Below are 21,261 nucleotides of genomic sequence, written 5' to 3' on the forward strand. Positions count from 1 at the left end.
TCCACACTTACCTGGTCCGCGTACGGTGTCCGACGGCGGTCGCCCCGTTGACGCCCGAGACACCCACCGTGACCGGAACGCGCTCCTCGCCCTCTCCCGCTCCCTCGACTGCCTCGGCCCCGGCCGCGCCCTCGTCGGCGGCTGCGGCCTTGCGGCGCCGGTAGCGCGGCGGCACCAGGCTCTCGGCCCAGCGAGGGGCGCGCGGGGTGAACCGCGGCAGCAGGAGCAGCACCAGACCGATCGCGCTGAGGAAGACGACGCTCAGCACGATCCACATCGACGCCGCGTTCACGGAGTAGGCGAGCGCGCCGAACGCGATCAGTGCCGAGAAGAAGTACATGATCAGCACCGCGCGGCTGTGCGAGTGGCCGATCTCCAGCAGACGGTGGTGCAGGTGCCCCCGGTCCGCGGCGAACGGCGACTGGCCGCGCCAGGTGCGGCGCACGATGGCCAGGATCAGGTCGGCGGCCGGGATGGCGATGATGGTCAGCGGCATCACCAGCGGGATGTAGACCGGCACCATCTGGTGCACCGAGTTGCGCTCCGAACCGGAGAACAGGTTCATCAGGTCGGGGTCGACCTGTCCGGTCACGGAGATCGCGCCGGCCGCCAGCACCAGCCCGATCAGCATGGAGCCGGAGTCGCCCATGAAGATCCGGGCGGGGTGCATGTTGTGCGGCAGGAAGCCGAGGCACATGCCCATGAGGATGACCGCGAAGAGCGAGGCGGGCGCCGCGGCCTCGATGCCGTACGAGTACCAGATCCGGTAGGCGTACATGAAGAACGCCGCCGCCGCGATGCACACCATGCCGGCCGCGAGACCGTCCAGGCCGTCCACGAAGTTGACCGCGTTGATGGTGATGACGACCAGCGCCACCGTCAGCAGGGTGCCCTGCCACTGGGTGAGCGCGACCGTGCCGACGCCCGGCACCGGGATCCACAGGATGGTCAGACCCTGCACCACCATCACGCCGGCGGCGATCATCTGACCGCCGAGCTTGATCAGGGCGTCGATCTCGAACTTGTCGTCCAGGACACCGATCAGCCAGATCAGGGCGGCCCCGGAGAGCAGGGCGCGCGGCTCGTTGGACTTCTCGAACACCTCGCTGAGATTGGTGAGGTGGTCGGCGACCAGCAGGCCGGCGCACAGCCCGAAGAACATGGCGATCCCGCCGAGCCGCGGAGTGGGTTCCCGGTGCACGTCACGTGCCCGGATCTCCGGCATCGCCCCCGCCACGATCGCGAACTTCCGTACCGGCCCTGTCAGCAGATACGTCACCGCGGCCGTGATGCAGAGCGTCAGCAGGTATTCACGCACGGGCTTCCCCACAGGTCTCGCTGGCCATCCTCAACCCCACACCCTAGCGATGCGCTCGGCAATGCAACGCATACGGTTGAGGACTTCCGGGTATCGACGATGGTTGCACGTGTGGCTGTGTACGCCTGTACGCCTACCCGCCCTCAGTCCGGGTACGGGGGGAATTCCGCGGTCAGATCCCTTACGTCCGCCCGTGCCGCGGCCGGGTCCGTCGTCCCGCGCAGCACCCCCGCGACCAGGGTGGCCACCGCCCGCATCTCCCGCTCCCCCATGCCCTGTGTGGTGACCGCCGCCGTGCCCAGGCGCAGCCCGCGGGCGTCCGCGTGCGGCAGGGCGCAGCAGTCCAGGACGATCCCGGCCGCCGCGAGCAGCCCCCGTGCGGCCTTCCCGTCGACGCCGAGCGGGGCGGGGTCCGCGGTGAGCAGGTGGGTGTCGGTGCCGCCGGTGGTGACGACCAGGCCCTCGGCGGCCAGGTGGGCCGCGAGCGCCCGGGCGTTGGCGACCACCTGGTGGGCGTAGGCGGCGAAGGCGGGGGTCGCCGCCTCCCCGAAGGCGACGGCCTTGGCGGCGATGGTGTGCATCTGGGCCCCGCCCTGGGTGAACGGGAAGACGGCCCGGTCGACCCGTTCCGCCAGTTCGCTTCCGCACAGGATCATGCCGCCGCGGGGTCCGCGCAGCACCTTGTGCGTGGTGGCGCACACGATGTCGGCGTACGGAACCGGACTGGGCGCCGCTCCCCCGGCGACGAGTCCGATCGGGTGGGCGGCGTCGGCGATGAGGTAGGCGCCCACCTCGTCGGCGATGTCGCGGAAGGCGGCGTAGTCGAGGTGGCGGGGGTAGGCGATGGAGCCGCAGACGATCGCCTTGGGCCGGCGGGCGCGGGCCAGGGTGCGCACCTGGTCGTGGTCGATCAGCCCGGTCTCCGCGTCCACGCCGTAGCCGACGAAGTCGAACCAGCGGCCGGAGAAGTTGGCGGGTGAGCCGTGGGTGAGGTGGCCGCCGTAGGGCAGGCCGAGGGCGAGGACGGTGTCGCCGGGGCGCAGCAGCGCGGCGTAGGCGGCCAGCACGGCGGAGGAGCCGGAGTGGGACTGCACGTTGGCGTGCTCGGCGCCGAAGAGCGCCTGGGCCCGCTGGGCGGCCAGCCGCTCGGCCACGTCGACGATCTCGCAGCCGCCGTGGTGACGGGCGCCCGGGTAGCCCTCGGCGTACTTGTTGGCCAGCGGTGAGCCGAGGGCGGCGAGCACGGCGGGCGAGGTGAAGTTCTCGGCGGCGATCAGCTGCAGGGTCGTCGACTGGCGGCGGCCCTCGGCGAACAGGATCTCGGCCAGCTCGGGATCGTGGCGCAGCAGCGCTCCGACCGAACTGTCATCGGCCTCGATGATCTCGTGGGTGACCGACATGGTGCGCTCCGGGCATGCGTCGACGGTGACGTAGCACCAATGTAGGCCCGCCGCGACGAAGCCGCCCGGTGTGCGCGCGACCGGGCCTACATCCGCGCCGGGACCCCCGTCAGCGCCGTCACCACCGGGTCCAGCGCCTGGTGTATCTCGTCGCCGATGGAGCGGAAGAAGGTCAGCGGGGCGCCGTACGGGTCGTAGACCTCGTCCGCCTCGACCGTGGGGGCGAGGAGCCACCCGCGTAGCGCGGCGGCGGCACGGACCAGGGCGCGGGCGCGGGTGACCACGCCGTCCTCCAGGGGAGGGAGCGTCGCCGGGTCGATGGCGTTCACCAGGCGGGTGAACTCCTTCAGGGTGAAGGTGCGCAGGCCCGCCGAGTGGCCCATGGAGATGACCTGGGCCCGGTGGTCCCGGGTCGCGGTGAGGACCAGGTCGGCGCGGATCACGTGCTCGTCGAGCAGCTCGCGGCCGGTGAAGCCGGCGGGGTCGGCGCCGAAGTCGGTGAGGACCGTCTCGGCGTTCGCCTCCATGGGCGCGCCCTCGTGGCCCCAGGTGCCCGCGCTCTCCACGATCAGGCCGCCGCCCAGCACGCCGAGCCGCTCCTGCACCGCGTGCCGGGTCAGCCGCTCGGTGATGGGCGAGCGGCAGACGTTTCCGGTGCTGACGTGGAGGATGCGGAAGCTGTCGCGCGGGAGGCCCACGAACGTGGTCGTGATCTCCGCGGCGCGTTCCCCGTTGCCTATGCCACGCCCCGTCTCAGGGGCCGTCAATTCGCCACCTCGAGGTCGGGTACCACCTTGCGCAGTTCCTCCGCCGACAGCGAGCCCGCGCGCAGCAGGACCGGCACCTCGCGGGTGACGTCGACGATGGACGACGGGACGATGCCGGGCGTGGGGCCGCCGTCGAGGTAGACGGAGACGGAGTCGCCGAGCATCTGCTGGGCGGCGTCGCAGTCCTCGGGCGCCGGGTGGCCGGTCAGGTTGGCGGAGGAGACGGCCATGGGGCCGACCTCGGTCAGCAGCTCGATGGCGACCGGGTGCAGCGGCATGCGGACGGCGACCGTGCCCCGGGTCTCGCCCAGGTCCCACTGCAGGGACGGCTGGTGCTTGGCGACCAGGGTCAGCGCGCCGGGCCAGAAGGCGTCGACCAGCTCCCAGGCCATCTCGGAGAAGTCGGTGACCAGGCCGTGCAGGGTGTTCGGCGAGCCGATGAGCACCGGGGAGGGCATGCTGCGGCCCCGCCCCTTGGCCTCCAGCAGGTCGCCGACGGCCTCCGCGGCGAAGGCGTCGGCGCCGATTCCGTACACGGTGTCCGTCGGCAGCACCACGAGCTCGCCACGGCGAACGGCGGACGCGGCCTCACGCAGACCGGTCACTCGGTCGGTCGCGTCGTTGGTGTCGTAACGCCGTGCCATTTAGCGGGCCTCCTCGTACACGTACTGCGGGGTGGGAGTCGTCGGGGTGTTCACGGCAGTGCCTTGCGGGCCGTCGCGAAACGAGGTCGGTTGTTGAGGTCGGGGTGGTCGGCGGCGTCGGCCCAGCCCCGCTCCTCGGTGAAGATCCACGGCACCTGGCCGCCCTGGGTGTCGGCGTGCTCGACCACGACCACGCCGCCGGGGCGCAGCAGGCGGTGCGCGGTGCGTTCCAGGCCGCGGATCAGGTCGAGGCCGTCCTCGCCGGAGAACAGGGCCAGCTCGGGGTCGTGGTCGCGGGCCTCGGGGGCGACGTACTCCCACTCGGTGAGCGGGATGTACGGCGGGTTGGACACCACCAGGTCGACCTGGCCGTCGAGGTCCGGGAAGGCCGTCAGGGCGTCTCCCTGGCGCAGGTCGACCCTGGACCCCTCCATGTTCCTGCGCGTCCATGTGAGGGCGTCCTCGGACAGCTCCACGGCGTGCACGCGCGAGCGCGGCACCTCCTGGGCGAGCGCGAGCGCGATGGCGCCGGAGCCGGTGCACAGGTCGACGATGCAGGGCTCGACGACGTCCATGGCACGCACCGCGTCTATGGCCCAGCCGACGACCGACTCGGTCTCGGGGCGGGGCACGAAGACGCCGGGGCCGACCTGGAGCTCCAGGTAGCGGAAGTAGGCGCGGCCGGTGATGTGCTGGAGCGGCTCGCGCGCCTCGCGGCGGGCGACGACCTCCCAGTACCGGGCGTCGAAGTCCGCGTCCGGCACGGTGTGCAGCTCGCTCCGCTTGACGCCGTGGAGATGCGCGGCGAGCTCCTCCGCGTCGGTGCGCGGCGAGGGCACGCCGGCGTCGGCCAGCCGCTGGGTGGCCTGGGCCACCTCCGCGAGCAGCAGGTTCACGCTGGTCCTCCGAGCTGTCGTACGGGGCGCTTACGCGGCGGCGAGCTTGGCCGCCGAGTCCGCGTCGACGCAGGCCTGGATCACCGAGTCGAGGTCGCCGTCCAGGACCTGGTCCAGGTTGTACGCCTTGAAGCCGACGCGGTGGTCCGAGATGCGGTTCTCCGGGAAGTTGTACGTGCGGATCTTCTCGGAGCGGTCGACGGTGCGGACCTGGCTGCGCCGGGCGTCCGCGGCCTCCTTCTCCGCCTCCTCCTGCGCCGCCGCGAGCAGCCTGGAGCGCAGGATACGCATCGCCTGCTCCTTGTTCTGCAGCTGGCTCTTCTCGTTCTGGCAGGAGGCGACGACTCCGGTCGGGATGTGCGTGATGCGCACGGCGGAGTCGGTGGTGTTGACGGACTGGCCGCCGGGTCCGGAGGAGCGGTAGACGTCGATGCGGAGGTCGTTGGGATTGATCTCGACGTCGATCTCCTCGGCCTCGGGGGTCACCAGGACGCCCGCAGCGGAGGTGTGGATGCGGCCCTGGGACTCGGTCGCGGGGACGCGCTGCACGCGGTGCACGCCGCCCTCGTACTTGAGGCGCGCCCAGACGCCCTGGCCGGGCTCGGTGGCGCCCTGGCCGCCCTTGGTCTTCACCGCGACCTGGACGTCCTTGTAGCCGCCCAGCTCGGACTCGGTGGAGTCGATGATCTCGGTCTTCCAGCCGATCCGCTCGGCGTAGCGCAGGTACATGCGCAGCAGGTCGCCGGCGAACAGCGCCGACTCGTCGCCGCCCGCACCCGCCTTGATCTCGAGGATGACGTCCTTGTCGTCGCTGGGGTCGCGCGGGACGAGCAGCAGCCGCAGCTTCTCGGTGAGCTCGTCGCGCTGCTTGTCCAGCTCCTTGACCTCGGCGGCGAAGTCGGGGTCGTCGGCCGCGAACTCGCGCGCGGTCTCCATGTCGTCGCCGGTCTGCTTCCAGGAGCGGAACGTGGCGACGATCGGGGTCAGCTCGGCGTACCGCTTGTTCAGCTTGCGCGCGTTCGCCTGGTCGGAGTGGACCGACGGGTCGGCGAGCTTCTTCTCCAGGTCGGCGTGCTCGGCGACGAGTTCCTCGACGGCCTCGAACATCTTGGGCTCCTGCTACTGCGTGGGAAAGGGAAGGCGGGCGACCAAAAACGCCGGTCCCGGCGCTCCCCGGGGAGGGGATGCGGCCGTGGACCGGCGGTTGGAGGCTCGCTACTTCTTGGAGCCGGCGGAAGCCTTGCCGAAGCGGGCCTCGAAGCGGGCCACGCGGCCACCGGTGTCGAGGATCTTCTGCTTGCCCGTGTAGAACGGGTGGCACTCGGAGCAGACCTCGGCCCGGATGGTGCCGGACTGAATGGTGCTGCGGGTGGTGAACGACGCGCCACAGGTGCAGCTGACCTGCGTCTCGACGTACTCGGGGTGGATGTCGCGCTTCAAGGTGTCTCCTACTGTTCCGGGAGGGCGCCGGGTCGCAGCCGCGGGATGCGGGAGCGTGAACCGGAGCCGACGTACCAGTCTGCCAGGACTGGGGCCATCCCCCAAAACCGGGGGGCGGGGTGAACTATTCCCCGGTGTTGACGACGCCCTTGGCCTCACCGGTGGCCGTGCCCTGCGTGGCCGCAGCCGGGATCGGGCGGTCGTTCTTCAGGGCCGTCCAGACCTGCTGGGCCTTGTCCTTCTCGACCAGGACGCGGTTGGCGTCGGCGGGGTCGTAGACCACCGGCATGGTGACCATGTGCATCCTGTCCGGGCCGATGCCCTTCAGGCCGCTCGCGAAGGACATCAGGGAGTTCACCGAGCCCAGGTCGGAGTCGGTGGTGACGGTCTTGGTGGCGGTGTCGGCGATGTCGTACAGCTTCTTGGGGTTGCCGAGCAGGCCGATGTCCTTGACCTGGTCGACCAGGGCCTTGACGAAGGCCTGCTGGAGCTGGATGCGGCCGAGGTCGGAGCCGTCGCCGACGCCGTGCCGGGTGCGGACCAGGCCGAGGGCCTGCTCGCCGTCGAGCCGGTGGGTGCCGGCCGTGAGGTCGAGGTGGCTGTCGGGGTCCTTGATGTCCTCGGTGGTGGTGACCCGTACGCCGCCGAGGTCGTCGATGAGGTTCTGGAAGCCGCTGAAGTCGACCTCCAGGTAGTGGTCCATGCGCAGGCCGCTGATCGACTCGACGGTCTTCACGGCACAGGCGGCGCCGCCGGTGGAGTAGGCGGAGTTGAACATCACGCCGTCGGCGGCGGGATGGTCGTTGCCGTCGGTGTCGGTGCAGTCGGGGCGGTCGATGAGGGTGTCGCGCGGGATGGAGACCACGCTGGCCTTCTTGTGGCCCTTGTACACGTGCACGATCATCGCCGTGTCCGAGCGGGCGGTGCCGTCGTCGGTGCCGCCGCCGAGCTTCTTGTTGCCGCCGGAGCGGGTGTCGGAGCCGAGGACCAGGATGTTCTCCGAGCCGTTGTCGGCCTTCTCGGGCCGGTCGGCGCCGAGCGCCTGGTCGATGTCGACGCTCGTGAGGTTGCCGTTGAGCTTGAAGTACAGGACTCCGGCTCCGGTGCCGCCGAGGACCACGATGCCCGCTGCGCTCCACGCCGCGACGAGCAGGGCCTTGCGCCGCCTGGCCGTGGGCCTGCGGCGGCGGCCCTTGCCCCGGCGGCCGGGTCCGGGGGTGCGGGACTGGCCGGGGCCGGGTATCGCGGGATCCGGCGTGCTCTCGGCGGACATGGGCTCCTCGGTGTTCGTCCGGTCGGTTACCCCCTGGGCTCAGGGTCGGGTCGGTCGGCTCCGGTGGTCGGCGCCGCTACCTCACCATGGTCCCTCCGTAGCTCAGACGGCGGAACTCGGGACAGGGTTGCACAACAGTCTGTGGCGACCCGGTGCGGAAACGGTGACGGAGCGTGTTCGGCCCGCGCTGCTCGGCCTGGCTGACCTGGGCATCCGCGAGCACCGGCCCCGACCCGCCGGGACACCGTCCGGGCCGGTCCGTGTGGCGAAGGTCGCAGGTGGAGTCGTAGGCGGTGGTCGTAGGCGCAGGGGTCGCAGGTGGAGGTCTCAGGCACGGGCGCGTGCCCATGACGAAGGGGCCGCCCCCGAAGCGGAGGCGGCCCCTGAGGTGCGCGGCGGTGGCTCAGTCGCCGTTGCCGGGCGTCGGGGTCGTCTTCTGGATCTGCATCAGGAACTCGGCGTTCGACTTCGTCTGCTTCATCTTGTCGAGGAGCAGTTCGATCGCCTGCTGCTGGTCGAGCGCGTGCAGCACGCGGCGCAGCTTCCAGGTGATGGCGAGCTCGTCGCTGCCGAGCAGGATCTCTTCCTTGCGGGTGCCGGACGCGTCCACGTCCACCGCCGGGAAGATGCGCTTGTCGGCGAGCTTCCGGTCGAGCTTGAGCTCGGCGTTGCCGGTGCCCTTGAACTCCTCGAAGATGACCTCGTCCATGCGGGACCCGGTGTCCACCAGGGCGGTGGCGAGGATGGTCAGCGAGCCGCCGTCCTCGATGTTGCGGGCCGCACCGAAGAAGCGCTTCGGCGGGTACAGGGCGGTCGAGTCGACACCACCGGACAGGATGCGGCCGGAGGCCGGGGCGGCGAGGTTGTACGCACGGCCCAGACGCGTGATCGAGTCGAGCAGCACGACGACGTCGTGACCCAGCTCCACCAGGCGCTTGGCGCGCTCGATGGCCAGCTCGGCGACCGTGGTGTGGTCCTCGGCCGGGCGGTCGAAGGTCGAGGAGATGACCTCGCCCTTCACCGACCGCTGCATGTCGGTGACCTCTTCGGGACGCTCGTCGACCAGGACGACCATCAGGTGGCACTCGGGGTTGTTGTGCGTGATCGCGTTGGCGATCGCCTGCATGATCATGGTCTTGCCGGTCTTCGGCGGGGCCACGATCAGACCGCGCTGGCCCTTACCGATCGGCGCGACCAGGTCGATGATGCGGGTGGTGAGCACGCCCGGGTCCGTCTCCAGGCGGAGGCGGTCCTGCGGGTAGAGCGGCGTCAGCTTGTTGAACTCCGGCCGTCCGCGGCCGTGTTCGGGCGCCATGCCGTTGACGGAGTCCAGGCGCACCAGGGCGTTGAACTTCTCGCGGCGCTCGCCCTCCTTGGGCTGGCGCACGGCACCGGTGAGGTGGTCGCCCTTGCGCAGGCCGTTCTTGCGGACCTGGGCGAGGGAGACGTACACGTCGTTGGGGCCGGGCAGGTAGCCGGAGGTCCGGATGAACGCGTAGTTGTCGAGGATGTCGAGGATGCCGGCGACCGGGATGAGGACGTCGTCCTCGTTGATCTGCGGTTCCTGGATCTCGTCGCGCCCGCGACGGCCCCGGCGGTCCCGGTAGCGGCCGCGACGGCCCCGACGGCCGCTGCCGTCGTCGTCGTAACCGTCGTCGTGCTGCTGACGGTCCTGGCGTCCGCCGCCCTGCTGCTGGCGGTCCTGGCGACCGCCGCCCTGGTTCTGCTGGTCGTCGCCCTTGTTGCGCCGGTCGCGGCCGCGCTCGCCACGGTCGCCGCGCTCGCCACGGTCACCGCGGTCACCGCGGTCACGGCGGTCGCGGCGGCGGCCGTCGCCGCCCTCACCGTCGGAACGGGCGTCGCCCTGGCCCTGCTGGTGGCCCTGCTGCTGCGACTGCTGCGGGGCCGACGTGTCGGCCTTCGGCTCGGCGCGGGTCTCCACGGCCACCGTCGTGTCGGTGGCGGACGGGCTGCCCGCGTCGGAGGTGGCCCGGCGACGACGGCGCTCGGAGGGGGCGTCGTCGGCGGGGGCTGCCTGCTCGGCCGAGGCGTTGACCTTGGGGGACGGCTGACCGGGGATCTCGATCTGCTGCTGGGCGGCGGCCTTGTCGGCGGCCGCCTTGTCCGCCTTCTTGTCGGCCTTGCCGGCCTTCTCCGCCCGCTCCGCCTTCTCGGCGGGCGCCTCGTCGCCCGTACGGGTCCGGGAGGTGCTGCGGCGCTTCGGCTTGGTCTCGCCGGCGGTGTCCGCGGGCGCGGCCTTGGCGGGGGCTCCCCCCGCGGCCTGCGCCTCCTTGATGACCTCGATCAGCTGGCTCTTGCGCATGCGCGCGGTGCCCCTGATGCCGAGGCCGGATGCGACCTGCTGCAGCTCGGCCAGCACCATGCCCTCGAGGCCGGTACCGCGGCGCCGCCGGGAGCCGGCACCGGTGGCAGGCGCGGAGGCGTCCGTGGCGGGCGCGGCAGCGGTCTCCTCGACACGTGCGCCCATCAGATCGGTGGTGTCGCTCACGAAGGGTCCTTCCCTGGAGCGGACGTCGGCCTGTCTGGCTCGGCGACCGGTTGTGCTGTCCGGCTTCGGTCCTTGCTGTGTGAACCGTGCCGGGGCGGTGGTCCGCCTGAACGGCGGAAGAGATATCTGGTGATGGCGCTTCCCCTAGCCGTGGCACCCGGTGTCTGTGTCATGCGGCGTGGTCGCACCGGTTCCGAAACTCCCCCAGCGGGGGTAACCCCCACCGGTGGGCCGCTCAATGCCCGTGTCGGCCGTACTGATCACGTACGACATCCACTGCAGAATGCGGCTTGGGGGGCTCCCGGAAGAATGTCTGTCCCGGACGGGGACACGAGGCACCTCGCCATGGTGGGGTCGGGTGCAGACTTGAGGTTAACACTACCGGATCCAACAAACATTCCCCCTCTCGAAATCCGGCAACCGTCCGCGTCAGGTGTCGCTGGCGGTCGCCAGGGGCAGGACGGTCGCGCCCTGCTGGTCCAGGCCGAGCCGGTTGGCCGCCCAGTCCGTTCCGGCCAGCGCCTCGACCTTGTCGGCCGTGTCGGCGTCGGCCAGTGCCATCACCGTGGGTCCGGCACCCGAGATCACCGCGGGGATGCCGTCGCCACGCAGCCGTTCCACCAGCGCCGTGCTCTCCGGCATGGCCGGCGCGCGGTACTCCTGGTGCAGGCGGTCCTCGGTGGCCGGCAGCAGCAGCTCGGGGCGCCGGGTGAGGGCCTCGACGAGCAGCGCGGCGCGGCCGGCGTTCGCGGCGGCGTCGACGTGCGGGACGCTGCGCGGGAGCAGTCCGCGCGCGGTCTGGGTCAGTACCGGCTTTCCGGGCACGAAAACCACCGGAACGATGGAATCGGAGGGCTCCATCCTGATCGCCCGGGCGGCGCCGGACTCCATCCAGGAGAGGGTGAATCCGCCCAGGAGACAGGCCGCCACGTTGTCCGGGTGGCCCTCGATCTCGGTGGCGAGGTCGAGCAGCGCGGCGTCGTCGAGGCGGGCCTCGCCGCCTATGGTCACCGCGCGCGCGGCGACGATGCCGGCGCAGATGGCGGCGGAGGAGGAGCCGAGGCCGCGGCCGTGCGGGATGCGGTTGGCGCAGACGATCTCCAGCCCGCGCGGCTGCCCGCCGAGCAGGTCGAAGGCGGTGCGCAGGGAACGGACGAGGAGGTGCTTCTCGTCGCGGGGAAGGGTCTCGCTGCCCTCACCCGCGATGTCGATGTGCAGCCCGGAGTCGGCCACCCGGACGACCACGTCGTCGTACAGACCCAGCGCGAGGCCCAGGGCGTCGAAGCCCGGACCGAGATTGGCGCTGGTTGCGGGGACGCGCACCCTGACGGCGGCGGCGCGGAACGCTGGACCGGCCATCGCTCGATGACTCTCCTTGAGCTGCGTGACTGTCGAATGACATTCGATGACGACGACGATGACGTACAGAACCCTGGGCGCGACCGCGGAGACGGCGCGGTACCGCGGCATATGCGGCAGGCGGGTTAGGTACAGCCTATCGAAGGAAGGTTCTGTGGCGACATAGGGCGCACAGGAGGCGCACGATGCGTGTCGTAAGCCCCCTGTGCACCCCCCGTCAGTGACTTTCCCGGCCGGGCGTCGCCTACGCCCTCCTGCGCCGGGCGCCTTTCACCGGCGCGGCGCTCAGATCAGCCCGAGCCGCTCGGCCGCCGTCGCCGCGTCGACCGGGACGGTGACCGGCTGCGGGGCGCCGGCGACGGCCCAGTCCGGGTCCTTCAGCCCGTTGCCGGTGACGGTGCACACGATGCGCTGCCCCGGGTCGACCTTGCCCTGCTCGGCGGCCTTCAGCAGACCGGCCACGGAGGCGGCGGAGGCGGGCTCCACGAAGACGCCCTCCTGCGAGGCCAACAGCCGGTAGGCCCGCAGGATCTCACGGTCCGTCACCTCGTCGATGGCACCGCCCGACTCGTCCCGCGCGGCGAGCGCGAAGTCCCACGAGGCGGGGTTGCCGATCCGGATGGCGGTGGCGATGGTCGACGGGTCCTTGACGACCTCGCCGCGCACGATCGGGGCGGAGCCGGAGGCCTGGAACCCCCACATACGGGGCTTCCTGGTGCTGACCCCGTCGGCGGCGTACTCCCGGTACCCCTTCCAGTACGCGGTGATGTTGCCCGCGTTGCCCACGGGAAGGACATGTATGTCGGGCGCGTCGCCGAGCATGTCCACGATCTCGAAGGCGGCCGTCTTCTGCCCCTCGATACGCACCGGGTTGACCGAATTGACCAGTGCCACCGGGTAGTTGTCGCTGAGCGCACGGGCCAGCGTCAGGCAGTCGTCGAAGTTGCCGTCGACCTGGAGGATCTTCGCGCCGTGCACCAGGGCCTGGCCCATCTTGCCGAGCGCGATCTTGCCCTGCGGTACGAGCACGGCGGAGACCATGCCCGCGCGCACACCGTAGGCGGCGGCGGAGGCGGACGTGTTCCCGGTGGACGCGCAGATGACGGCCTGCGCGCCCTCCTCCTTCGCCTTGCTGATGGCCATGGTCATGCCGCGGTCCTTGAAGGACCCGGTCGGGTTCGCCCCCTCGACCTTGAGGTGGACCTCGCAGCCCGTGCGCTCGGAGAGCACCTGCGCGGGCACGAGCGGGGTGCCGCCCTCACGGAGCGTCACGACGGGCGTGCTGTCGGAGACGGGCAGCCGGTCCCGGTACTCCTCGATGATTCCGCGCCACTGGTGGGTCATTGCTGGTTACTCTCCTTCAACCCGCATGATGCTGGCGACACCCCGCACGGTGTCGAGCTTGCGCAGCGCCTCGACCGTACCGCCGAGGGCGGCGTCGGACGCGCGATGGGTGACGACGACGAGGGAGGCCTCGCCGTCCTTGCCGGACTGCCGCACGGTGTCGATGGAGACACCGTGCTCCGCGAACACGGTCGCCACCTGGGCGAGCACGCCCGGTTTGTCGGCCACGTCGAGGCTGATGTGGTAGCGCGTGACGACGTCGCCCATCGGGGAGACGGGCAGGGCGGCGTAGGCGGACTCACCGGGTCCGGTCGCTCCGCCCAGCCGGTTGCGGCACACGGCCACCAGGTCGCCGAGCACGGCGGACGCGGTCGGCGAACCGCCGGCGCCGGGCCCGTAGAACATGAGCTGTCCGGCGGCGTCGGACTCGACGAAGACCGCGTTGTACGCCTCGCGCACGTTGGCCAGCGGATGGCTGAGCGGGATCATCGCGGGATGCACGCGCGCGGTGACCGATTCCCCGTCCGCCGCCCGCTCGCAGATGGCGAGCAGCTTGATGGTGCAGCCCATCTCCTTGGCGGAGGCGAAGTCGGCGGCGGTGACCTCGGTCATGCCCTCGCGGTAGACGTCGTCGAGGCGCACGCGCGTGTGGAAGGCGATCCCGGCGAGGATGGCGGCCTTGGCGGCGGCGTCGAAGCCCTCGACGTCGGCGGTCGGGTCGGCCTCGGCGTACCCGAGGGCCGTGGCCTCGTCGAGCGCCTCCTGATACCCGGCGCCGGTCGAGTCCATGGCGTCGAGGATGAAGTTGGTCGTGCCGTTGACGATGCCGAGCACCCGGTTGACCTTGTCACCGGCGAGGGACTCGCGCAGCGGCCGGATCAGCGGGATGGCACCGGCGACGGCGGCCTCGTAGTACAGGTCCTTGCCGTGCTCGTCGGCGGCGGCGTGCAGGGCGGCGCCGTCCTGGGCGATGAGCGCCTTGTTGGCGGAGACCACGGAGGCGCCGTGCGCGAAGGCGGTGGTGATGAGCGTCCGCGCGGGCTCGATCCCGCCGATCACCTCCACCACGACGTCGATGTCCCCGCGCTTGACGAGCGCGGTGGCGTCGGTGGTGACGAGGGCCGGGTCGATGCCCTCCCGCACCTTGTCGGGCCGCCGTACGGCAACACCCGCGAGCTCCACCGGGGCCCCGATCCGGGCGGCGAGGTCGGCGGCGTGCGTCGTCATGATGCGCGCCACCTCTGAGCCGACCACTCCACAGCCCAGCAGCGCCACCTTCAGCGGACGCGTACGCATCATCCGACCTCGTTTCCTCATACCGTCTACGGTTGGACCAGTCTCACGCACCGGACGGGATTTTCTGCCTTTCGTCCGGATCGTGAGACGTTTATTTCATTTTCGGAGGGGGTGCGGACCGAAAGATCTTCGCCCGCCCCCGCTTCCCCCTCCCTCGGGCATCACCCGACGTCGAGACGCAGCAGATCCTCCTCGGTCTCCCGCCGCACGACGACCCGCGCCGCACCGTCCCGCACGGCGACGACCGGCGGCCGCAGCGCGTGGTTGTAGTTGCTGGCCATGGAACGGCAGTAGGCCCCCGTCGCCGGTACGGCGATGAGGTCACCGGGTGCCAGGTCCCCCGGCAGGAAGGCGTCCTTGACCACGATGTCCCCGCTCTCGCAGTGCTTGCCGACGACGCGCACGAGCATCGGCTCGGCGTCGGAGGCGCGGGAGGCGAGGGCAACGCTGTACTCGGCGTCGTAGAGCGCGGTCCGGATGTTGTCGGACATCCCGCCGTCGACGGAGACGTACGTCCGCAGCCCGTCGAGCGGCTTGACGGTGCCGACCTCGTACAGCGTGAAGGCGGTCGGCCCCACGATGGCCCGCCCGGGCTCGACGGAGATGCGGGGGGTGGCGAGCCGGGCGCCCTCGCACTCCCGGGTCACGATCTCGGTCAGCGCCTTGGCGATCTCGTGCGGCTCGCGGGGGTCGTCGTCACTGGTGTACGCGATGCCGAGGCCGCCCCCGAGGTCGATCTCGGGCAGCTCGACCCCGTGCTCGTCCCGGATGTCCTTGAGCAGCCCCACGACCCGGTGCGCGGCGACCTCGAACCCCGACATGTCGAAGATCTGGGACCCGATGTGCGAGTGGATCCCGATGACCTCCAGCCCGTCCAGCTGCAGCGCCCGCCGCACGGCCTCCGCCGCCTGCCCGCCGGCCAGCGGAATCCCGAACTTCTGGTCCTCGTGGGCGGTGGCGATGAACTCGTGCGTGTGCGCCTCGACCCCGACGGTGATCCGGATCTGCACCCGCTGCCGCTTGCCGAGCGACTGGGCGATGTGCGCGACCCGCACGATCTCCTGGAAGGAGTCGAGCACGATCCGCCCCACCCCGGCGCGCACGGCGCGCTCGATCTCTTCCGGGGACTTGTTGTTCCCGTGGAAGGCGATCCGCTCGGCGGGCATCCCGGCGGACAGCGCGGTGGCCAGCTCGCCCCCGGAGCAGACATCGAGGTTGAGCCCTTCTTCGTCCAGCCACCGCACGACGGCGCGCGACAGGAACGCCTTCCCGGCGTAGAACACGTCGGCGTCGTCGCCGAACGCGGTCCGCCACGCCTGCGCCCGCTCCCGGAAGTCGGCCTCGTCGAGGATGTAGGCGGGGGTGCCGTACTCCTCGGCGAGCTGCGTGACGGCGATCCCGCCGACGGTGACGACCCCGTCCGCGTCCCGCCCGACGGTGCGGGCCCAGACCTTGGGATCGAGGGCGTTCAGGTCCTCGGCCGGGGCGGAGTAGTGCCCTTCGGGCAGGACATCGGCGTGGCGGGGCCCGGCGGGGTGTGCGGAACGGCTCATGGCGTCTTCCGTGCTCTCTCAGAGGTGTTCGGGTGCGTCGATGCCGAGCAGGGCCAGGCCGCCGGCCAGCACCGCCCCGACGGCTTCGGCGAGGGCCAGCCGGGCGCGGTGGGCGGCCGAGGGTTTCTCCCCGCCGCGGGGCAGCACGGTGGGCAGGAACGGCAGCGCGGCGTCGGCGACGGTGACGAGATGCCGGGCGAGCCGGTCGGGGGCGCGGTGGTCCGCGGCGGCGGCGAGAACGCGGGGGTGGTCGGCGAGGGCGGCGAGGAGGTCGCGCTCGGCGACGGGTCCGGGGGCCGCGGTGAACCCGAGGTCGGCGGCGTTGCGCGTGGCGGCCCGGGCACGGGCGTGGGCGTACCGCACGCGGAACAGGGGATTCGCCTCCCGCTGGACGAGGTACTGGTCGCCGGCCCGGGGCCGGTCGTGGGCCGCGGGGTGGAGCAGGGCCCAGCGCCCGGCGTCCCGCCCGAGGGGCATCGGGTCGGCGGACCCGTGTGCGGGGACGGGCCGGACGTTGACGGGCAGCGCGGCCGGGGCGACCCCGACGGCGTCGACCGTCACCCCGAGGACGGAGGCCCAGCCGGGCTCGAACCCCTCGGCGGTCACCCGCACCAGCGCCCCCTGGGAACGCAGGAGCCGCGCCGCGACCTCGCCGACGACGACGGCACGCACCTCGTACGGACAGTGCAGCTGCACGACACGCCCGTCGGGCCCGTCGGCGTACCCGTACCGCTCCCCGCGGCTCAGGATCTCGCCGACGACTCCGGCGGCGGTGGCGGCGCGGTCGAGACTGATGTTGAGAAACCCCGGCCCGGTGAGTACGACGTCGGTGATGCCGTCGGTGCCCATGAGGTAGGGCCGCAGCACCTCGGCGACCTCCAGGGGCGGCTGCCCGGCCGGGCGGGCCAGCTGGAGGGCGATGCTGGTGGCGTAGTCCCCGCACCCGCCGGGCCCCGGCGGCGCGACCACGGCACGCGTCGGCACGGCCACGCTCAGCTCCCCCGCGTCGACGGCGCGACGCACCGCGTGCAGCACGGTGCGGGAGAGCTCTACGGGTGTCACGGGACAAGCGTATGGGAGGAAGGGGGTGGGGACGCGAACCGATTTGCGCCGGTCCCGGGATATGGACGTGAGCCGGCACCCGCGAGGGGGACCGGACCCGGGTCGCAGGTCACGCCTGCGCGGACGCCCCACTCTCCCCGGCGAGCCCACGCACCCTCGGCGGCGAGACCCCGGCCCCGGAGCCCGGCGGCCCGGAACCCGGTCCGGACGCCCCGTTGACGACGGTGGACCCGCTGGCCTTCCGCTCCACCAACTGCCGCACCAGACCGACCAACTCGGCGGGTTCGAAGGGCTTGGACAGAAAGGCGTCCGCCCCCGCGGCGAACCCGGCCTCGACCTCGTACTGCGTACAGGCGCTGACGATCGCGATCGGAAGGTCCCGGGTACGCGGATCGGCACGCAGCCGGGCCGCGGTCCTGAGCCCGTCCAGCCGAGGCATGACCACGTCCAGCGTCACGGCGTCGGGCCGCACCTGATGGACGACTTCCAGACACTCGGCACCATCGCCCGCGGTCACGACCTCGAAGCCCTCCAGCTCGAGGTTGACCCTGATCAGCTGCCGGATGACCTTGTTGTCGTCCACAACAAGAATCCGGCCGGACGGCCTAGGCACCACTCGAGAGTAGGTCCGGACCGGCCACCGCGTCCGGGTTTTCCCGACTTCCGCCCCCCGCGGGTGACAACGCCCCGCACGGGCACCGTCACGACCCGCGAAAACCCGTTCATGACCACCCCGGGCGAGCTGGTAGTGTTCTACCCGTCGCCGCGAGCAACACCGAACGCGACGAACACGCCCCCGTAGCTCAGGGGATAGAGCAACGGCCTCCGGAGCCGTGTGCGCAGGTTCGAATCCTGCCGGGGGCACTCGCCTGGTTACCTACGAAAATCCGTACGTGACCAGGGCGGATGCCGACAGAAGAGGGCGGGAGTCAGTCTCACTGACTCCCGCCCTCTCTCGTTGTCTCTCCGCGTCCGCGACACACCTCCGACACACACCGCGGGCCAAACGCTGCTGCCCTCAGCTCACACGGCACTGCCGGCATCTCACGCTCTGCATCCCGACCGCCCCCGCATGGAAGCCAGGCGGCGCCGACACAGATTGCGTGCACTCAGCACTGCCTGAGAACAGCATGCAGCCGCGGGCACCATCCCCCTTCGCTGCAGGACTGCTATGCGCGCCCCCGCCTCTTCCTCCTAGGTTCCTCGCGCCGCTTGACCGACGAGCTGGGGTCTGAAAGCAACTCGCACACCTTCCGCCCCAGATCGGAATTTCTGTGATTTCCAATCACTACCTTCCCCGGAAGTTTCGTTCCAGAAATTCTATTCAGGACATCTGACAACAGCAAAAGCCACCCTGATCCGGCTAGATAGTTCAAAGCATACGGGTCAGGTGAAAATTTGGGATCATGCTTGACAGCATTGTAGGTACCAGCGAAAACGCTATCCCAGTCTTGGGGATCGCCGATCCACTCAGTGAATTCTCTACCTACATGGCGGGCTAGCGCCAACGGCCGCCTCTTCTCTTGAGCCCATTTCAGCCCAGCCTGATCTTGCAAGGCCACCCAATATTCGATCGCCGAAGCCACCTCCAAAAAGCGAGCTTCCACATTGGCCATGCCGATTCGGTACCCAAGAGAAATAGCCCGATGAACACGCGGCACTTGATCACAATATTTAGCCCAGCGGGCAAGTCCTCGAATTCCTCCAATGTGCGCCAAGGAGAACATCGGCGTTGCGGTCATTGATTTTGGAGTGGTTACCCCGTCAGGAACTTGCATGATCCGAGCACACCAGACCCTGGGGTGAACAAGCGGACTCTCATTCGTCGCGAACCTCACGCGCCCACCACGAGCCGGAACGAAACCTGCATAGGCAAAATTTAGAATATCCTGCACCTGCATCAGCGGATCTAGTAGATCTCGGAAGGCTTGAGCCCTACGCGTAGAACATTCCAGAGACACAGGCGCAAAGATTGACCCGTCGTCAACATCCCCTCCCAGCTTCCAATGCGACGCGATCGAGATCGTGCGGCCTTGGCTAAGACGGCACTCTTGCCTTGGCGCGCCTTCAACATGAAGAGAGACGCTCTTACCTCTCCCCTCATCATCGCTCTGCGATTCTTCAGAAACAGTCTGCAGTCCAGCCCAATGAGTGACGCCGGGGAAGAACACAGAAACAGAGATGGCCGCATCTCTTTTCACATGCTCGGGCGTCGCTCCGAGGATCGCCGTTCCGGCTACCTGAGTACGCACGGATGGCAGCTCATTCGTCCGCCTCGTTACCCTAGATTGAATGAAATCCAGAAGCAAAACACGCCCATTAACAGTGGCACCATAGATGCACTTGGGGAGCACATAGCCATCCCGCCAGGCAGAATCCAGATCCAGAAAATAATCAAGCTGAACATTCCCGTCGTTCAAACTTTTCAAGAATCCGCTCACCTTGCCATTAGAGGATTTTCCAGATCGAACATCTTCCCAGAAGTACCCGAGGCTTCCACCCAAGAGACTCTCATCTTTATCTTCCACGATGCTCCTTTGCTATCTAGAGCGCGACCACGGCCCGATTCGATGCTTACCCAAGCTAGGCAATATCCAGCACCTGCCTGCACAGAGCGAGGGCAGTCCAAGAGGTTTGGACTGCCCTACGGGCGTCGTACTCGTTGCTACACCACGTCTCCGTCCTCTTCCAGCGATTTGGCAATCTTGGCGTTTGGGACTGCTGCATGATCGGGTGACAGCGGGGTTTATGCAGCCAGAGTTGCGGGTGGGGATATGATGGTCTCGTACTCGACGGGGTCAATCGGCCCAGGCGTCGTTGCCGTCGGCGCCGGTGGTAAGTCCGCTCGATCCAGGTGACGATCGCGATCCGCAACTCATGTCGAGTGGCCCAGGTACGGCGGTCGAGGACGTTCTTCTGCAGCAGTGCGAAGAAGCTCTCCATCGCGGCATTGTCGCCGGCGGCCCCGACCCTGCCCATCGAACCGACCAGGCCATGTCTGGTGAGGGCGGCGGCGACCTTGCGGGAGCGGAATTGCGAGCCGCGGTCGGAGTGCACGATGCACCCCGCGACGGGGCCGCGGCGGGCGACGGCTGACTCCAGGGCTCCCGCCGCGAGGCAGGACTGCATCCGGGCGTCGACGGACTAGCCCACGATACGGCCCGAGAAAGCGTCCTTGACGGCGCACAGATACAGCTTGCCCTCGCCGGTTGCGTGCTCGGTGATGTCCGTAAGCCACAGCTGGTTCGGCCCGTCCGCGGTGAAGTCCCGCCGCACCAGGTCATCGTGGACCGGCGGCCCGGCCTTGGCGTTCTTCCCGCGGCCCCTGCGCTTGCCGAAGGCACTCCACCAGCCGTTGTCCCGGCAGATCCGCCAGGCGGTCCGCTCGGCCATCACCTCACCGGCGACGCGTGTTCGTCGAGAAGGAAGCGGTGGCCGAACTCAGGATCGTCGCGGTGCGCATCGAACAAGGCGATGGCACGGTATGCCTCGGTCAAATCGGCGTCGGTGATCGACCGGTCCAGCCACCGGCAGTAGGGCTGGCGGGCCAGCCCGAGCACCCGGTACGTCACCGCCACCGGCACCCGGCAAGGGGCAGCGGCGGCGGCCAGCTCGCGGACGAGCGGGTACATCATTTTGCCGGCAGATTCGCCTGCGACAGATACGCCGCCGCCCTCCTGAGCACCTCGTTCTCCTGCTCCAGCAGCCGGATCCGCTTCCGCGCCTCGCGCAGCTCGGCCGACTCACCGGATGCCGTTGCGGGCCTGGCGCCCTCGTCCGTGTCGGCGCGGCGCAGCCACTTCGACAGCGTGATCGGGTGGACGCCGAAGTCGGCGGCGATCTGTTCCAGCGTGGCACCGGGCTCGCGGTTGCGCGCGACCCGCGCGACGTCCTCGCGGAACTCCTTGGGATACGGCTTGGACACTGCGACATCCTTCCAGGCCGCCTCTCAGCAAGCCAGGTCAGGTGTCACCCAACTCTGCAGCAGTCCCAAGACACCCCGATCGCTTCGGCGGGGCGCAGCCCGGCGTACTACATTCCGGCGAACAGTCCGACCAGCCGCCGTCCACGAGCCCGCTGGTAACTGCCGACGTAGGAGACCGCGCGCAGCGGGGAACGCGCCTGACCTGGGTTGGCGACCACCTGTGGGTCGACCCGGTGGACGGTCTCAGCCACGCTCCATTTGATGAAGCAAGTGGGTCGGCGGGCAACTTGCGCTGCTCGACGGCGTACCGAACTGCATTAACCAGGACCTTGTGCTTGTGCCGCTGCGTCTCGGCCGCCGCCACCGCGCCATCCTGCTTGAGCCGCAGAGCTGTCAACACCGACCGCATCACGGCGGCCGGATCCATCAGGTCGGCCAGCGGACGTGAGGCTCCCGCCACCCAGCGCAGGGCCAG

General features: G+C 70.0%; 17 protein-coding genes, 1 tRNA gene and 1 pseudogene. 1 reads left to right on the forward strand and 18 read right to left on the reverse strand.

The features are described 5' to 3' along the window. Positions 1–7 precede the first annotated feature (7 nt). The 15 genes from ACH4D3_RS20490 to ACH4D3_RS20560 all read right to left on the reverse strand — a co-directional run bounded on the left by ACH4D3_RS20490 (position 8) and on the right by ACH4D3_RS20560 (position 17,474). On the reverse strand, positions 8–1,318 hold the full coding sequence (locus ACH4D3_RS20490) for an MraY family glycosyltransferase (protein WP_398323861.1): 1,311 nt from the start codon (positions 1,316–1,318) through the stop codon (positions 8–10). A 143-nt stretch (positions 1,319–1,461) separates the two neighbouring features. Then, positions 1,462–2,718, reverse strand: a complete 1,257-nt coding sequence (gene glyA, locus ACH4D3_RS20495; RefSeq protein ID WP_398323862.1) for a serine hydroxymethyltransferase — start codon at positions 2,716–2,718, stop codon at positions 1,462–1,464. 86 nt (positions 2,719–2,804) lie between these two features. After that, positions 2,805–3,485 (reverse strand): protein-tyrosine-phosphatase, encoded by a 681-nt coding sequence (locus ACH4D3_RS20500; RefSeq protein WP_398323864.1) that lies wholly within the window; start codon positions 3,483–3,485, stop codon positions 2,805–2,807. Next, entirely contained in the window at positions 3,482–4,129 is a 648-nt protein-coding gene (locus ACH4D3_RS20505; protein ID WP_398323866.1) for an L-threonylcarbamoyladenylate synthase, read from the reverse strand. Before ACH4D3_RS20505 ends, ACH4D3_RS20500 begins: the two co-directional genes overlap by 4 nt. A 50-nt stretch (positions 4,130–4,179) precedes the next feature. Next, positions 4,180–5,025 (reverse strand): peptide chain release factor N(5)-glutamine methyltransferase, encoded by an 846-nt coding sequence (gene prmC, locus ACH4D3_RS20510; RefSeq protein WP_398323867.1) that lies wholly within the window; start codon positions 5,023–5,025, stop codon positions 4,180–4,182. 30 nt (positions 5,026–5,055) lie between these two features. Next, entirely contained in the window at positions 5,056–6,132 is a 1,077-nt protein-coding gene (gene prfA / locus ACH4D3_RS20515) for a peptide chain release factor 1 (RefSeq protein ID WP_003973637.1), read from the reverse strand. A 108-nt stretch (positions 6,133–6,240) separates the two neighbouring features. Further along, on the reverse strand, positions 6,241–6,465 hold the full coding sequence (gene rpmE, locus ACH4D3_RS20520) for a 50S ribosomal protein L31 (protein WP_007387665.1): 225 nt from the start codon (positions 6,463–6,465) through the stop codon (positions 6,241–6,243). Positions 6,466–6,589: 124 nt separating this feature from the next. Then, positions 6,590–7,738, reverse strand: a complete 1,149-nt coding sequence (locus tag ACH4D3_RS20525; RefSeq protein ID WP_398323870.1) for an LCP family protein — start codon at positions 7,736–7,738, stop codon at positions 6,590–6,592. A 403-nt stretch (positions 7,739–8,141) separates the two neighbouring features. Continuing rightward, a complete protein-coding gene (rho, locus tag ACH4D3_RS20530; protein ID WP_398323871.1) occupies positions 8,142–10,247 on the reverse strand; it encodes a transcription termination factor Rho in 2,106 nt (701 codons plus the stop codon). 429 nt (positions 10,248–10,676) lie between these two features. Further along, positions 10,677–11,606, reverse strand: coding sequence for a homoserine kinase (gene thrB / locus ACH4D3_RS20535; protein WP_011030204.1), 930 nt, complete (start codon positions 11,604–11,606; stop codon positions 10,677–10,679). 285 nt (positions 11,607–11,891) lie between these two features. Beyond that, on the reverse strand, positions 11,892–12,950 hold the full coding sequence (gene thrC, locus ACH4D3_RS20540) for a threonine synthase (RefSeq protein ID WP_398323873.1): 1,059 nt from the start codon (positions 12,948–12,950) through the stop codon (positions 11,892–11,894). Positions 12,951–12,956: 6 nt separating this feature from the next. Continuing rightward, positions 12,957–14,249, reverse strand: coding sequence for a homoserine dehydrogenase (locus tag ACH4D3_RS20545; RefSeq protein ID WP_398323875.1), 1,293 nt, complete (start codon positions 14,247–14,249; stop codon positions 12,957–12,959). A 158-nt stretch (positions 14,250–14,407) separates the two neighbouring features. Next, the gene (lysA, locus tag ACH4D3_RS20550) at positions 14,408–15,799 is read right to left on the reverse strand and encodes a diaminopimelate decarboxylase (protein ID WP_398323877.1); all 1,392 of its coding nucleotides are present in this window, start codon (positions 15,797–15,799) and stop codon (positions 14,408–14,410) included. A gap of 18 nt (positions 15,800–15,817) precedes the next feature. After that, entirely contained in the window at positions 15,818–16,861 is a 1,044-nt protein-coding gene (nrtL, locus tag ACH4D3_RS20555; RefSeq protein ID WP_398323879.1) for an ArgS-related anticodon-binding protein NrtL, read from the reverse strand. 109 nt (positions 16,862–16,970) lie between these two features. After that, positions 16,971–17,474 carry a response regulator gene (locus ACH4D3_RS20560; RefSeq protein ID WP_398323881.1) on the reverse strand — a complete coding sequence of 168 codons (504 nt, stop codon included), beginning with the start codon at positions 17,472–17,474 and terminating at the stop codon, positions 16,971–16,973. Positions 17,475–17,653: 179 nt separating this feature from the next. On the opposite strand from ACH4D3_RS20560, the gene ACH4D3_RS20565 reads away from it, so the two are divergent. Next, a tRNA-Arg gene (locus ACH4D3_RS20565) sits at positions 17,654–17,725 on the forward strand. A 305-nt stretch (positions 17,726–18,030) separates the two neighbouring features. On the opposite strand, the gene ACH4D3_RS20570 is transcribed toward ACH4D3_RS20565, so the two are convergent. From ACH4D3_RS20570 to ACH4D3_RS20580, 3 genes and pseudogenes are all read right to left on the reverse strand, one after another. Further along, positions 18,031–19,389, reverse strand: a complete 1,359-nt coding sequence (locus ACH4D3_RS20570) for a hypothetical protein (RefSeq protein WP_398323883.1) — start codon at positions 19,387–19,389, stop codon at positions 18,031–18,033. A gap of 218 nt (positions 19,390–19,607) precedes the next feature. Beyond that, positions 19,608–20,786: pseudogene (locus tag ACH4D3_RS20575) on the reverse strand (IS3 family transposase). Positions 20,787–20,893: 107 nt separating this feature from the next. Further along, complete coding sequence (locus ACH4D3_RS20580; RefSeq protein ID WP_398323885.1) at positions 20,894–21,037, reverse strand: hypothetical protein; 144 nt, start codon at positions 21,035–21,037, stop codon at positions 20,894–20,896. Between the last annotated feature and the right edge of the window lie 224 nt (positions 21,038–21,261).

This window comes from Streptomyces sp. NPDC018026 (assembly GCF_044327745.1).
In the GTDB taxonomy this organism is placed as follows: Bacteria; Actinomycetota; Actinomycetes; order Streptomycetales; family Streptomycetaceae; genus Streptomyces; species Streptomyces rubrogriseus.

Excerpts from the sequence above, each read along its gene's own strand:
- glyA (WP_398323862.1), bottom strand. The coding sequence starts at position 2,718 with ATGTCGGTCACCCACGAGATCATCGAGGCCGATGACAGTTCGGTCGGA.
- ACH4D3_RS20505 (WP_398323866.1), bottom strand. The coding sequence starts at position 4,129 with ATGGCACGGCGTTACGACACCAACGACGCGACCGACCGAGTGACCGGT.
- prfA (WP_003973637.1), bottom strand. The coding sequence starts at position 6,132 with ATGTTCGAGGCCGTCGAGGAACTCGTCGCCGAGCACGCCGACCTGGAG.
- ACH4D3_RS20525 (WP_398323870.1), bottom strand. The coding sequence starts at position 7,738 with ATGTCCGCCGAGAGCACGCCGGATCCCGCGATACCCGGCCCCGGCCAG.
- thrB (WP_011030204.1), bottom strand. The coding sequence starts at position 11,606 with ATGGCCGGTCCAGCGTTCCGCGCCGCCGCCGTCAGGGTGCGCGTCCCC.
- thrC (WP_398323873.1), bottom strand. The coding sequence starts at position 12,950 with ATGACCCACCAGTGGCGCGGAATCATCGAGGAGTACCGGGACCGGCTG.
- ACH4D3_RS20545 (WP_398323875.1), bottom strand. The coding sequence starts at position 14,249 with ATGATGCGTACGCGTCCGCTGAAGGTGGCGCTGCTGGGCTGTGGAGTG.
- lysA (WP_398323877.1), bottom strand. The coding sequence starts at position 15,799 with ATGAGCCGTTCCGCACACCCCGCCGGGCCCCGCCACGCCGATGTCCTG.